Raw genomic sequence first — 13,681 nt, 5'->3', positions numbered from 1 at the left:
ACGCCTCACAGACGCGCGGTGATCGCCGCCGTCACCTCGTCGGTCGACGCGGTCCCGCCGACGTCGCGGGTGAGCACGCCCGCCGCCGACGCCGCCTCGATCGCCCGCTCGATCCGCGCCGCCTCCTCCGGCAGCCCCAGGTGCGCGAGCATCAGCGCGGCGCTCCCGATGGCGCCCACCGGATTCGCGGCCCCCCGGCCCGCGATGTCCGGGGCCGAGCCGTGGACCGGCTCGAACATCGACGGGAACCGCCCCTCGGGGTTCAGGTTCGCGCTGGCGGCCAGGCCCAGGCTCCCCGCCAGGGCCGAGCCGAGATCGGAGAGGATGTCCGCGTTCAGGTTCGAGGCCACCACCACCGACAGGTCCTCGGGGCGCAGCACGAACTTCGCGGCCATCGCGTCCACCAGGACGCTCTCGGTCTCCACGTCGGGGTAGTCGGCGGCCACGCGGCGGAACACGTCGTCCCACAGGACCATCCCGTACTGCTGCGCGTTGCTCTTGGTGACGCTGGAGACCTTCCGGCGGGACCTGGTGCGCGCCAGGTCGAACGCGAAGCGCATGATCCGCTCGCACCCGGCCTCGGTGAACAGCGCCGACTGGATCGCCACCTCGGCGCCCTCGCCGCGCGAGGCGAGGTTCCGGCCCCCGATCCCGGCGTACTCGCCCTCGGAGTTCTCCCGCACCACCACCCAGTCCAGCTCGGCGTCGTCGGCCTTGCGCAGGGGGCTCACCACGCCCGGCAGGAAGTGCACGGGCCGCACGTTCGCCCACTGGTCGAAGCCCTGGCAGATCCGCAGCCGCAGCCCCCACAGGCTCACGTGGTCGGGGACCGTCGGCCACCCCACCGCCCCGAAGTAGATCGCGTCGAAGCCCCTGAGGACCTCCAGGCCGTCCTCGGGCATCATCCGGCCGTGCTCGGCGTAGTAGTCCGAGCCCCACGGGAACTCCTCCCACTGTAGGGAGAACCGCCCCTCGGCCTGCAACTTGTCGAGCACGGCCCGGCCCGCGGCCACCACCTCCCGCCCGATGCCGTCGGCGGGGATGGCGGCGATGCGCAGCGGCCGGTCCATGGAAGCTCCTTCGTGCCTGGGACGGTTCGCATCGAGTCAACACCCGGTCACGCCCCTGAGTCCAAGACCGGTTCGCGATGGCGCCCATCGGGAAGCCCTATCGGTCGCGCCAGTCCTCGGCCATCGCCACGAACGCGCGGGCCGCCGGGCTCAGCCCCTCGGGGCGGCACACGAGCGACACGTGCAGGTGCCAGGCGGGCTCGATCCGCCGCACCGCGGCGCCGGTCCGCTCCGCGAGGGGCGTCCACGACGCGGGCATGACCGCGTGGCCGAACCCGGCCAGCACCAGCGGCAGGATCGAGGTCCGGTGCGCGATCTCCGCGGCCAGGCGCACGCCGTCGACGTCGGCGAGCAGGTCGTCCACGAAGCGGCGCATGATGCTCCCGCGCTGGGAGGCGATGAGCCGCAGGCCCCGGAAGTCCTCGCGGCCGACCGTCCCGCCCGGAGGCAGGTCGGCGCCGGGCGGGGAGATGAGGACCAGCGGCTGGCTCTCGATCGGCACCATCCGCAGCTCGGCGGTGCGCAGGTCCTCGGCCGACCCGAGCAGGCCGACCTCGCTCGCGCCGGTCCTGACGTGCGCCACGACCTCGTCGGCGGTGAACGCGCCCTCGACGTTCACGACGATGCCCGGGTACCGCTCCACGAAGCGGGTCATCATCGCGGTGAGCGGCTCGATCCCGGGGGAGGGCATCGACACCATGTCGAGGCGGCCGCGTTCGAGCTCGCGCACCGACAGCGCTGCGTCGCGGGCGGTCTCCAGGTCCCGCAGGACCTGCCGCGCGGGCTCGACCAGGCGCCGCCCCGCGTCCGAGAGGACCACGCCGCGCCCGACCCGGTGAAACAGCTCGACGCCCAGGCTCCGTTCGAGGTTCGCGATGGCCTGCGACAGGGACGGCTGCGCGATGTGGATCTGCTCCGCGGCCTTCCCGAACCCGCCGTGGTCGACCACGGCGAGGAAGTACCCGAGCTGGCGTGCGTCCAATGCGGCTCCGCGACTGGATCGTAGATCCTATAGGAAATAGGATATAGGGTTCCGGGCGCCCGACACCGGACGCCGTTCCCCGGAGTCTAGTGTCGAGCGCCCGATTTGCGCTAGTTCGTTCAGCTCCCGATGCCGGTGAACACGACCATCAGCGGCATGAGCGCGATGATGACGACCGCGCCGATGAGGTCGAACGTGACCCCGGAGCGGATCATCTTCGTCATCGGCACGCAGCCGGTGCCGTAGACGATCGCGTTCTGCGGCGTCGAGACCGGCAGCATGAACCCGAGCGAGGCCGCGAACGTCGCCGCCAAAGCGGGCACCAGCGGATCGACCCCGGCCGCGGCGGCGAGCGGGATGATGATCGGGACCACGACCGCCGCCGACGCCGTGTTCGACGTCGTCTCGGAGATGAGCACCGCGAGGATCACGGCGAACGCGGTGATCGCGAACGCGCTGGTGATGCCGAGAGCGTCGGAGGCGCCGTTGCCGATGGTCTCGGCCAGGCCGGTCGAGGAGAGCATGGCGCCGAAGATGATCCCGGTGCCGAACAGGAGGATCGTGCCCCAGTCGATCTGGGCGGCGTCCTTCCACGTCAGGGTCGCCTGCTGCTTCGACCAGTTGACGGGCAGCACGAACAGGAGCGCGGCGCCGATGACGGCGGCGACGCCCTCGTCGAGCCGGTCGCTGACCGTGGCGTACGCGCTGGAGTCGGTGCCCGAGACGAGGCCGACGACCGCGGGCACGAGCCACAGCGCCACGGTGACGCCGAAGGCGATCACGGTGTTCTTCTCGGCGCGGCTCATCGGGCCCTGCTCGGCGCGGCGCTCGCGGATGAACTCCTCGACGCCTTCGATGCGGCGGATCTCCGGCTTGTTGACCAGGAGCAGCACGGTCGCGAGGACCGCGAACATGATGAGGCAGATCGGGAGCGCGGCGAGCATCCACTGCCCGAAGGAGATCCGCTCGCCCGTGGCCTCCTCGATGAGGCCACGGCCGATGAGGTTCGGCGGCGAGCCGACGGGCGTCATGAGCCCGCCGACGCTGGCGCCGTAGGCGAGCATGAGCATGAGCGCGGTGCCCACGCGCAGGCGCATCGGGTCGAAGTCGGGCCGCACGGCGCCCTGGCTCTGCATGAGCTTGGCGATGACGGCGAGGATGCCCAGGGCCGTGGGCATCAGCATCGCGACGGTGGCGGTGTTGGAGATGAACGCCGACAGGACGCAGGTGATGGCGCCGAAGGCGATGATGGTGCGGAACGTGGACCGCCCGACCCCGGGCAGGCCCAGCACGAAGTACGCGACGCGCTGCGCCACACCGTGCTTGAGCATGGCTTGAGCCAGAATGAACGCGCCGATGAACGTGAAGATCGTGGTGGACCCGAAGGGCGCCAGCACGTCGTCGCCGGGGGCGACGCCGAGGACCACGATCGCGGCGACACCGATGAGGCCGCCGACGGGAATCGGGATGGGCTCGCAGATCCACAGGACGACGACGCCGAGGAGCACCGCGGCCAGGGTCTGCTGGTCGCCGGGCATGTCGAGCGGCAGGAATCCGAACACGAGGCTGACGAGGGGCGCGAGGAACCAGCCGACGAGGCGCCGGCCCTTCTCGAACTTCTCCTCGGCGCCCGAGCCGAGCTCGGAGAGGCTGCGGTAGGTGGACCCGCCCAGCAGGGCCTTGTCCACATCGGTGCGAGGGGATTCGGAGGGCGCTGCCGCTCCGTGCTCGGCTGTTGAAGCCATGCCTCCTCCTTGAGGGATTGACTGTGGCCACTGTCTCACCCGGGAGGGGATACGTCCAAGAGTCGTGTCCTTTGCGGCATATAGGCTTCGCCTATGGCTCAGGGTCCCACGGGGACTCCCGGTCAGGGCCGCAGCGGCGCGGCGGAGTCCCTGACGACGATGTGCGTGCCCAGCACGACCCTGTCATCGAGGTCCGGTCCCCTGTGGAGCGCGAGGCGCACGGCCTCGCGCCCCAGCTGCTCGTGGGGGACGTGGACCGTGGTCAGCGCCGGGGTGAGGTCGGAGGCCAGGGGGATGTCGTCGAAGCCGACCACCGAGACGTCTTCGGGGACGCGGACGCCCCGCCCGCGCAGGGCCTTGAGGACCCCGGCGGCGACCATGTCGGTGGCGGCGAAGACCGCGGTGGCGTCGCCGCGCTCGTCCCACAGCGCCTCCGTGGCCGCCGCGCCGCTCTCGCGCGTGAACGTGCCGGGCCGGATGAGCCCTTCGTCAACGGCCACACCGTGGTCGGCGTGCGCCCTCCGGTAGCCGCGGACGCGCTCGTCGGTGGTGGACAGGCCGGGCTCGCGCCCCACGTACGCGATCCTGCGGTGCCCGTTGGCGAGCAGGTACGCGGTCATCGCGTACGCCCCGCCCTCGTTGTCGTACTCCACCACCGTGGCGGGCACGTCGGGCCCGGGGGAGGGGCGGCCGCACAGGACCAGGCGCGACCCCGACTTGTCCAGGGCGCGCGCGAAGGACGCCATCCGCTCGGTGTACGTGTCGGTGTCCTGGGCGCCGCCGACGAGGATCACCGCCTCGGCGCGCTGCTCGCGCAGCAGCTCCACGACCGCCAGCTCCCGCTCCGGGTCGCCGTGCGTGGTGCACAGGAGGCACAGGCGCCCTTCGGAGGCGGCCTGCTGCTCCACGCCGCGGGCGATGAACGCGAAGAACGGGCCCGTCGCGTCGTCCAGGACCAGCGCGACGGTCTTCGTGGTCGCGCCCGCGAGCGCGCGGGCGTGCGCGTTGACGACGTAGTCGAGGTCGCGCATGGCGCGCAGCACTTTTGAGCGGGTCGGCGGGGCGACCGGGTAGTTCCCGGCGATGACCCGGGAGACGGTCATGGCCGACACGCCCGCGCGCTCGGCAACGTCGGCCAGCGTGGGGCGCTTGCCCGGCTCGCTCCGTCTGGGCACTGAAGGCCTCCGTCTCTACGCCTGGCGCCAGCGCAGGTCGCCGTCGACGAGGTGCGCGAGCGGGCGGCCCGCGGCCAGCCGCTCGGCCTCCTCCACGATGTACAGTCCCATGCGCGCCAGCTCGTTGCCCTGCGACCCGGCGACGTGCGGGGTCAGGAACACGTTGGGCAGCGAGAATAGCGGCGAGTCCGCGGGGAGCGGCTCGGGGTGCGTGACGTCGAGGACCGCGGAGATCCGGCCCGTCGCCAGCTCCGCGATGAGCGCGTCGGTGTCCACGAGCCGCCCGCGCGCGGTGTTGATGACGACCGCGCCGTCCTTCATGGCCGCGAACCGCTCGGCCCCCAGCAGTCCGGCGGTCTCGGCGAGGTCGGGCGCGTGCAGGCTCACGATGTCCGCCTCGGCCACGAGGAGGTCCAGGTCCACCAGCTCGGCGCCGAGGACTCCGGCGTCCTCCACGTACGGGTCGGCCAGGAGAATGCGGAAGTCGAAGGGCCGCAGCAGCTCCAGGACCCGCCGCCCGATCCGCGACGCGCCCACGATCCCCACGGTCCGGCCGAAGTTCCCGACCTCGGGGTGGATGTAGCCCAAGGCGAACGACCGGTCGGCGCGGAACGCCTCCCGCAGCGCGAAGACCCCCTTGCCCGCCAGGAGGATCGCCGCGAGCGTGTACTCCGCCACCGGCAGCGCGTTCGCGTCCGCCGCGGAGGAGACCGCCAGGCGCTCCCATCCGGCGTCGGCCACGAGCGGTTTCACCGACCCGGCGGCGTGGAGCACGGTGTGCAGCCGCGGCGCCCGCTCCAGCGCGGCGGCGTCGAGTCGCGGTGCGCCCCAGCCGGAGACGACGACCTCGGCGTCCGCGAGCGGCGCGAAGCCCTCGTACCGCTCGGCCACCAGCGCCGGGTCGATGTCGAGCACCGCGCGCAGCCGCCGCATGAGCGGCTCGGGGAACAGCCGCGGCAGGTGGACGGGGTCCATGGCGAACAGCGCGGGCAGGCGATCGGCCACCGGAGGGCTCCTTCAATAGTGAAGAACAGTTATCGGTTTCTACCATAGAAGTCGAACGCCGACTTGTCGAGCCTCGCTCCCGAGCCTCCGCTCGGCCGCGATGCTCTGTGTCTGACCTGCTAATTCTCCGGCTGGGGCAACCTGACCGACCGATTCCGGTAACGATTCGGCAACGTCGGCTTGTGTTCGCGAGCGCTTGCTCCTAGCATCGCAGATAGCGGTATCTATGCGATGCCCGACAGCCTCTCACCGCTTGAAGGAGAAGACATGCGAAACGCAAGGGCGCGTTCGTCGGCCAAGCCGGCGCGCGGACTCTCACGCCGTTCGCTCATGCAGTCCGCCGGGGGTCTCTCGATCGCGGCCGCCGTCCCCCTCGCGCTCGCCGGTTGCGGGACCGCGGGCGGCACGACCGGCGGCAAGACCGCGATCCGGTTCCTGTACGCCACGGGCGACGAGACCTGGAACTCCGTGGCGAAGGCCGTCGCCGACGCGTTCAACGCCAAGAGCGCCAGCGCGGTCGTCGAACTCGACCCGCTCCCCGCGGGCACCGACTACCCGACGGCCATGAAGACCATGGACGCCACCGGGAACTGGCCCGCGCTCGTCGACATGCGCGACACCCTCACCTACCTGGAGGCCGGGAAGCTCGCCCCCATCCCCGAGAGCGTCTCCAGCCTGCTCAACGACGAGGTCTACGCCCCCGCCGAGGACGGCGACGTGTACATCGTCCCCACCACCGCCCTCAACGGCGAGCTCGGCTTCAACATGGTCTACGACAAGGACTACTTCGAGGAGCACGGCCTCGCCGTCCCGACCACGTACGCCGAGTTCATCGCCCTCCTCGACGCGATCCAGGCCAACGGCGACGCGCCCCTGGCGACCGCCGCGGGCGAGATCTGGCCCTCCGACCAGCTGTGGAAGCCCCTCGCCGCCCCCACGTTCGCCCAGTACTCCGAGGCCGGGGGCTTCTGGAACGCCGTGCGCGCCGGGGACGCCTCGATCGAGGACCTGCGCGAGCCCCTCCAGCGGCTCAAGGACATCACCGACACGTACGTCCTCGAAGGCTGGCAGTCCACGCAGGACGCCCAGACCACGACGCTCCTGGTCAACCGCCAGGCCGTCATGTCCACCTCCTCGGCCGGGATCGGTCGCCTCAACGACGTCAACAAGGTCGACCCCGACTTCAACGCCGGAATCTTCTACGTGCCCGCCGACGACGGGAAGCTCAACGTCCTCAAGGACGACGTCAACGGCGACTCCGCCTCCGGGTTCGCGATCTCCTCGCAGGCGAAGGAGAACGGCGGCAAAGAATATGACGCGGCCGTGGAGTTCCTGGAGTTCTACTACTCGGTCGACGCCTGCAACCTCATGGAGGAGACCGGGATGATCGCCCCGAACGTCAAGGCCTCCGACGAGATCGCGCGCAACTCCACCATCCCCGGCGCGGGCGACTACTTCGCGCTGCTGGAGAACCCTAATCTCAACTTCTTCCAGAACCCGACCGCGTGGGCCGGGTTCAGCACCTTCCACACGTTCTTCCGGCAGGCGCGCATCGAGATGCAGGACGGCCAGACCACCATCGACGAGTGCATCGCCAAGTCCCAGGAGGAGTTCGACAACCAGGCGGAGCACGAGTGACCGCGCAGCTCGCCGAACGCCCGGCCGCCGTCTCCGGCGGCCGGGCGCCCGCCCGCGCCCGGCGCTTCACGCGCCACCGGGCCGTGATGCTCCTGTTCATCGCGCCCGCGCTGATCGTCTACGTGCTCATGGTGATCGCGCCGTCGGTCCAGTCGATCCAGCTCAGCCTCACCAACTGGGACGGCATCAACCCGGCCTACGACTACGTGGGCCTGGCGAACTACCGGGACATCCTCACCAGCGACCGGTTCTGGAACGCCACCAGGAACACCCTGATCCTCGGCCTCGGCTCCGCGGTGATCGTCAACGCGATCGCCCTCGGCGTCGCGCTCCTGCTCGACAAGCTCCACCACGCGCAGGGCTTCTTCCGCACCATCGTGTACCTCCCGGCGCTCGTCTCGGGCTTCATCGCCGCGACGATCTGGAAGTACATGCTCAACTTCAACTTCGGGGCCGTGAACACGATCCTGCGCGACCTCGGCTTCGACGACGCCGCCATGGACTGGCTGGGCGACAACGAGATCGTCGTCGGGGTCCTGCTGTTCATCATCTGCTTCACGCTCGGCGGCAACACCGCCCTCATCTACCTGGCGAACCTCCAGTCCGTGCCGCAGGACCTCGTGGAGGCCGCGAAGATCGACGGCGCCTCCCGCGGGCAGGTCTTCCGGTACGTCACCTGGCCGATGCTCGCCGGGGCCGTCACCGTCAACATGACCCTCATGATGATCGCCGGGTGGACGATCTTCGACCAGGTCATGGTCCTCACCGCGGGCGGACCCGGGTTCGTCTCCGAGACCATGGCGTTCTTCATCTACAAGGTCGGCTTCGGCGAGTACCGCGCCGGGTACGGCTCGGCCGCCGCCATCGTCCTGTTCATCGTCGTCATGGCGACCACGGTGCTCGCCAACCGGTACATGCGCAGCAGGGAGGTCCAGGCATGAGCGAGTCCAAGCGCCGCAAGGAGAAGCGGCGGCTCACCCCCGGAGAGGTCGTCGTCATGGCGGTCCTGTCGGTCCTCGTCCTCGCCGTGTCCTTCCCGGTCCTGTACGCGCTGCTCAACTCCTTCCGCAGCTACGCCGAGATCACCAAGGACCCCATGGGCCTGCCGACCGGCCTGAGCTTCGAGAACTACGCGCGGCTGTTCCAGACCACCGACTACGGCGAGGCGCTCGTCAACACGCTCGTCATCACCGTCGGCACCCTCGTGCTCCTCATCGCGATCGTCCCCATGGCCGCGTGGGGCATCGAGCGGATCGGCGGGCGCTCCTCGCGCTGGATCTACCTGCTGTTCATCGCCGGGCTCATGATCCCCTTCCAGGTCCGCATGATCCCGCTCGTCTCCTCCATGAACCAGATCGGCCTGTACTCGACGCTCACCAGCGTCATCCTCGTGCACCTCGGCGGCGCCGCCTCGTTCGGCATCCTCCTGTACTGCTCCTTCATCAAGGGCGTGCCGCGCGAGGTCGAAGAGGCCGCCGAAGTGGACGGCGCGGGGAGGCTCCGCACGTTCTGGTCCATCGTCTTCCCGATGCTCCTGCCCGTCACCTCGGCGTTCGTCATCATCCAGGCCCTGTCGCTGTGGAACGACTTCTTCATCCCCCTGGTGTTCCTCGACTCGTCCTCGGCGGGCACCATCAACGTCGCCCTCAGCCGCATGGTCGGGCTCCTCACCTCCCAGTGGGAGCTCATCTACACCGGCGCGATCCTCGCGATCGTCCCCTCGGTGATCCTCTTCGCGGCGTTCCAGCGGTACTTCATCAAGGGCATGTCCATCGGGGCGGTGAAGGGATGACCTCCTGGCTCGCCTACGACTCGCGGCTCTCGCGCACGCTCCTCGCCGTGTTCTGGTGGTTCGCGACCTCCGTGCAGCTCTTGGCGACGGCGATCCCGTTCGCGTTCGCCGGGCAGCTCGGCCTCACCCACCTCGGGCTGTGGGCCGGGGCCGCCGCCGCGCTCCCCGCCGGGCCCGGCCTGTACGCGGCCCTGAAGTGCATGCGCGACTTCGCCGCCCACGGCTACCCGGGCGCGCCCTTCCGCACGTTCTGGACCGCCTGGGCCCGGGGCTGGAACCGCCTGTGGCGCATCTGGACCGGCGCGGCCGTCCTCGGCCTCCTCCTCGCCTACAACGCCGTCCTCTACGGCTCCGGCGACGCCGCGTTCGCCGCGGTCTGCGCCGCCGCCGCGCTCATCCTCGCCGCGCTCATCGCCACCGCGAGCGCCTCCCTCGCCGGAGCCGAGGGCCCCGCGCTGGCGGTCCTCACCGCGGCCCTGCGCGCGGCGGCCCGCCGCCCCCAGGCCCCGGCCGCGTGGCTCGCGGTCGCGGCCCTCGCGTACGCCGCCGCGCTCATCCCGGTGATCGGCCCCAACCTCGCGCTCTTCACGCCCGCGGCCGCGGCCTGGGCGATCCTGATCGTCAACGCCGCCACCGGCTTCGACCGACAGGCGGCCTGAGCCGGGGCGCGCGGTCACATGAGGACACCTCCGGTAGGGTGGCGGTTCGGACAGCCGTAAGGTTTGTTCTGAGAAGACCGGATTGCTACACGGAGGTCGGTGACCATGGGCGGCTTTAACGTCTCCCCGGAGACCATTCGCCAAGCGGCTGACCAGCTCGACGCGGGCATCGAAGAAGTGCAGGCGCTCTACGACCAGTTCACCGCCTCCGTCGAGCAGTACGCCGACGCGTTCGGCGGCGACATCATCGGCACCGCGGGCGGTATCGGCCACCAGGTGCTCATGGACGCCGCCGACGGGTGCTTCACCACCAACATCGAGGACCTGACCACCATCTCGCAGGCCCTGCGGGACATGGCCGACGACCACGAGGTCTCCGACGACGAGATCGCCGCGGTCTTCTCCAAGCTCCAGGGCGACCTCCAGTCCGGCCCGGCCCAGTCCGCTTAGGAGCCCGCTCGCATGGGAATGCAACTGCCCTCGGAGCTGATCACGCTCCTCGGCGTCCTCGGATACGAATGGCCCGAGTCCGACGAGGAGTCGATGTTCAAGCTCGGCGGCGAGTGGACCGCCATGGCCGACCAGCTCGACGCCAAGATCGAGTCGCTCCAGGTCGCCGCCCGCACCGTCGTCGAGAACAACACCGGCGCCCACATCGACGCGTTCCAGACCGAGTGGGAGGGCGAGGAGTCCTCCGCATCCAACCTCGCCGACGCCGGGGACCCGGCGAACAAGGTCAACATCGCCCTGACCGTGATGGCCGGGATCGTGCTCGCCCTGAAGATCCAGATCATCGTGCAGCTCGCGATCCTCGCCGTCCAGATCGCCTGGGCCATCGCCACCGCGCCGGTCACCTTCGGCGCCTCCCTCGCGCAGATCCCCATCTTCAAGGAGATCGCCGGGATCATCATCGAGCAGCTGCTCGACATGGCCATCGGGAGGGTCCTCAATGGGTAGGAGCGTCGTCGGAGGCAGGAAGAACAGCGACCGCGACGGCGGCGCGGGCATCCTCACCAAGCTCCTCAACGACCCCAAGTCGTTCAAAGAAGCGCAGAAGAAGGTCCGCCAGGCCCAGGGCGGCGGCAAGAAGTCCAAGGGGCCCGAGACGTTCCCGAACCTGGACCCGCCCCTGAAGCGCGGCCCGAACCACATGACGCCGAGCGGCGACAAGGATCTCGACCGCCAGCGACTGCGCGAGGCGCTGCACGACAAGATCGACGAGGTGTCGGACGGGCGCGACCCGACGACGTTCTGGTCCGGCGCCCAGCGCCGCCCGTGCATGAGCGCGGTCTGGGACCGCGAGTCGGGCCGGGTCTATTACAACCACAACACCAAGGGGAAGGTCCTTGAGGACCCCGACGGGCTCCACCCGATCCTGAAGGACCGGTACGACGAGTACAAGAAGGGCGACGGCGGGACCTGGAAGCAGTACGAGCCCAACCAGAAGGACCACGGCGAGCCGGGCACGCACTCCGAGACCCGGGCCACCAACGAAGCCCTCCTGGACGCCGAGACGGACTACGCCAAAGGGGAGCGGCGCGACAAGCCGAAGCTCGACGACTTCATGGTCGACAATGCCAACCCCTCCAACAAGGACTTCATGCCGTGCTGCCCCCAGTGCACGCAGATGATCGACGGCGTCGACGGCGCCGACGCCGGCTGGGACAAGGACGAGCAGGGCAACAAGAAGCACCGCACCGGCAAGACGGGCCTCTAGAGTGATGACGACGCTAAGGTGGGACTGGTGAGACCGCATTACGACCCCGTCGGGGCGACCGTGCCGGAGCAGTCGCTCCGCCTCGACCTCGACCAGGTGTACTGGCACGGCTCCGAGCGGTTCACCGGATTCCTCGGCGAGACGGTCCCGAGCGGCAACTACGAGTTCCAGGGCTTCCGCGACGGCGTGCTCGAAGGCCCCAGCGGCGAGCTCTCTCCCGACGGAGACCTGGTCTTCGAGGAGTGGTACCAGCGCAACACCCTGCACGGCATCACCCGGCGGTTCAGGCCCGACGGCACCCTGGCGAACGCCACCGGGTACGAGTACGGGGTCGCGATCTGGACCGTCCGGTTCGACGTCGACGGGCGCACCGTCCTGTCCACCGATCGCACCGAGCTCACCCCGGGAGTCGTGAGGTCGCTGGAGATGATGCGCGCCGACGTCCCGCTGCCGCCGCTCCTCGGCCCCGAGTACGCCGCGGACCTGAACCGGCACTGACCCCGAGCCCCTCACGCGCCCGCTCCGGGCCGCTTCGAGGGGAACCCGTGGGCGCGGGCGCCGATGACGACCGCCGCGACCGGGGCCATGAGGACCAGGACGCCCCACGGGAACGAGCCGGGCCCGAGGAGGCCGAGCATGAGGCCGCCGACGGCCCCGCCCGCGGCCATCGAGGAGTTCCAGGTCGTCACCAGGAGCGCCTGGCCCCTGTCGCCGCCCGCGTCGTTGACGGCGGTCTGGAGGAGCGTCGGCACGCCGCCCCAGCCCAGCCCCCACAGGACGACCGCGGCGAACAGCGGCGCGGGCTGATCGGCCCAGGCCGTGAGCGCCGCCCCCGCGACGAGGAACAGCCCCGCGCTAGCGATCGTGAGGACCCGCAGGTGCCGGTCCACGAGCGTCCCGGTGACGACGATGCTCACCGCCGAGGCGACGCCGAAGACGAACAGCACGGTCTCGCGCCGCGCGTTCATGCCGTTGGCGTCCAGGAACGTCGCGATGTAGGTGTACAGGATGTTGTGCGCGAGGACGTAGGCCGCGACGGTGAACAGGACCGGGACGACCCCGGGGAGCCTGAGCGCGGCGAGGATCGGCTCGCGCTTCCCGGCCTTCCGGCCCGGGAACTCGGGGACGGAGGCGCGGATCCAGATCGCCAGGAGCGCGGAGACGGCGGCGACGAGCCCGAACGTGAGGCGCCAGCCGAGGAGGTCGCCCATGAAGGTGCCCAAGGGGATGCCGAGGGAGAGCGCGAGCGGCACGCCCGCCATGGTGAAGGCGATGGCGCGGCCCTGGAGGTGCGGCGGGGCGAGCCTGCGGGCGTAGGCGACGAGCTCGGCCCACACGACCGCGGCGGCGACGCCCGCGGCGAGGCGCAAGGCCATGGTGAGCGCGTACGAGTCGGAGACGGCGGTGACGAGGTTCGCGACGGCGAACGTCAGGGCCGCGGCCAGGAGCAGGCGGCGCCGGTGCCAGGCGGCGGTGGCGGCCATGACCGGGATCGCCGAGACGCCGGTGGCGATGGCGTAGACGGTGAGGGTCTGCCCGGCGGCGGCCTCGCTGACGCGGAGGTCCGCGGCCATCTCGGGGAGGACGCCGGCCGGGAGCGCTTCGGTGACGATCGCCATGAACGCGGCGGTGGCGAGGGCCAGGAGCGGCACGACCGGGAGGGTCTGCCGGACGGGCGGAGTGTCGACTCGGGTTGCGGTCATGACCGGAAGCCTCCAACCTTGACACCTATGTCAGGGTCAAGGCGGCGTGGCCGGGGTCATACGGGTGCGGGCCCCGACTTCCGCCGAGGCCCGCGTCCACTAGGTCGTGTTTACGAAGTCGGTTTCCAGTCGAGGATGATCGCGACTTGGATGGTGGCCTGGTATCGGACGGCGAGTTTGTCGAACCTTGTCGAG

At 70.4% G+C, this 13,681-nt stretch carries 14 protein-coding genes; 8 read left to right on the top strand and 6 right to left on the bottom strand.

Annotated features, from left to right (window positions below):
• Positions 1–5 precede the first annotated feature (5 nt).
• From B0I28_RS08870 to B0I28_RS08850, 5 genes are all read right to left on the bottom strand, one after another.
• Positions 6–1,070, bottom strand: coding sequence for a tartrate dehydrogenase (locus B0I28_RS08870; protein WP_106363469.1), 1,065 nt, complete (start codon positions 1,068–1,070; stop codon positions 6–8).
• A 97-nt stretch (positions 1,071–1,167) separates the two neighbouring features.
• Positions 1,168–2,052 carry a LysR family transcriptional regulator gene (locus B0I28_RS08865; protein ID WP_106363468.1) on the bottom strand — a complete coding sequence of 295 codons (885 nt, stop codon included), beginning with the start codon at positions 2,050–2,052 and terminating at the stop codon, positions 1,168–1,170.
• Positions 2,053–2,171: 119 nt separating this feature from the next.
• Positions 2,172–3,797, bottom strand: a complete 1,626-nt coding sequence (locus B0I28_RS08860) for an SLC13 family permease (protein WP_106363467.1) — start codon at positions 3,795–3,797, stop codon at positions 2,172–2,174.
• Positions 3,798–3,919: 122 nt separating this feature from the next.
• Positions 3,920–4,972 carry a LacI family DNA-binding transcriptional regulator gene (locus B0I28_RS08855; protein ID WP_106363466.1) on the bottom strand — a complete coding sequence of 351 codons (1,053 nt, stop codon included), beginning with the start codon at positions 4,970–4,972 and terminating at the stop codon, positions 3,920–3,922.
• Between the two features lie 15 nt (positions 4,973–4,987).
• The gene (locus tag B0I28_RS08850; RefSeq protein ID WP_181245753.1) at positions 4,988–5,947 is read right to left on the bottom strand and encodes a hydroxyacid dehydrogenase; all 960 of its coding nucleotides are present in this window, start codon (positions 5,945–5,947) and stop codon (positions 4,988–4,990) included.
• A 297-nt stretch (positions 5,948–6,244) separates the two neighbouring features.
• Between B0I28_RS08850 and B0I28_RS08845 the strand changes: the two genes are divergently transcribed.
• The 8 genes from B0I28_RS08845 (at position 6,245) to B0I28_RS08810 (ending at position 12,281) form a co-directional block, all read left to right on the top strand.
• Positions 6,245–7,615 (top strand): ABC transporter substrate-binding protein, encoded by a 1,371-nt coding sequence (locus B0I28_RS08845; RefSeq protein ID WP_106363464.1) that lies wholly within the window; start codon positions 6,245–6,247, stop codon positions 7,613–7,615.
• Positions 7,612–8,556, top strand: coding sequence for a carbohydrate ABC transporter permease (locus tag B0I28_RS08840; protein WP_219926654.1), 945 nt, complete (start codon positions 7,612–7,614; stop codon positions 8,554–8,556). Before B0I28_RS08845 ends, B0I28_RS08840 begins: the two co-directional genes overlap by 4 nt.
• Entirely contained in the window at positions 8,553–9,407 is an 855-nt protein-coding gene (locus B0I28_RS08835) for a carbohydrate ABC transporter permease (RefSeq protein ID WP_219926653.1), read from the top strand. Before B0I28_RS08840 ends, B0I28_RS08835 begins: the two co-directional genes overlap by 4 nt.
• Entirely contained in the window at positions 9,404–10,066 is a 663-nt protein-coding gene (locus tag B0I28_RS08830) for a hypothetical protein (protein WP_106363463.1), read from the top strand. Before B0I28_RS08835 ends, B0I28_RS08830 begins: the two co-directional genes overlap by 4 nt.
• A gap of 105 nt (positions 10,067–10,171) precedes the next feature.
• The gene (locus tag B0I28_RS08825; RefSeq protein WP_106363462.1) at positions 10,172–10,516 is read left to right on the top strand and encodes a WXG100 family type VII secretion target; all 345 of its coding nucleotides are present in this window, start codon (positions 10,172–10,174) and stop codon (positions 10,514–10,516) included.
• 12 nt (positions 10,517–10,528) lie between these two features.
• Positions 10,529–11,023, top strand: coding sequence for a WXG100-like domain-containing protein (locus tag B0I28_RS08820; protein ID WP_106363461.1), 495 nt, complete (start codon positions 10,529–10,531; stop codon positions 11,021–11,023).
• Positions 11,016–11,783, top strand: coding sequence for a YwqJ-related putative deaminase (locus B0I28_RS08815; RefSeq protein ID WP_106363460.1), 768 nt, complete (start codon positions 11,016–11,018; stop codon positions 11,781–11,783). The genes B0I28_RS08820 and B0I28_RS08815 overlap by 8 nt, the downstream gene beginning before the upstream one ends.
• 27 nt (positions 11,784–11,810) lie before the next feature.
• Positions 11,811–12,281 (top strand): toxin-antitoxin system YwqK family antitoxin, encoded by a 471-nt coding sequence (locus tag B0I28_RS08810; protein WP_106363459.1) that lies wholly within the window; start codon positions 11,811–11,813, stop codon positions 12,279–12,281.
• 11 nt (positions 12,282–12,292) lie between these two features.
• Here the strand turns inward: B0I28_RS08810 and B0I28_RS08805 are convergent, their stop codons facing one another.
• Positions 12,293–13,486 carry an MFS transporter gene (locus B0I28_RS08805; protein ID WP_106363458.1) on the bottom strand — a complete coding sequence of 398 codons (1,194 nt, stop codon included), beginning with the start codon at positions 13,484–13,486 and terminating at the stop codon, positions 12,293–12,295.
• Between the last annotated feature and the right edge of the window lie 195 nt (positions 13,487–13,681).

It is taken from the genome of Glycomyces artemisiae (genome assembly GCF_003002955.1).
Taxonomy (GTDB): Bacteria; Actinomycetota; Actinomycetes; order Mycobacteriales; family Micromonosporaceae; genus Glycomyces; species Glycomyces artemisiae.
Note: the sequence above shows the minus strand (reverse complement) of the source record. Positions and strands in the feature narration are given on the sequence as shown.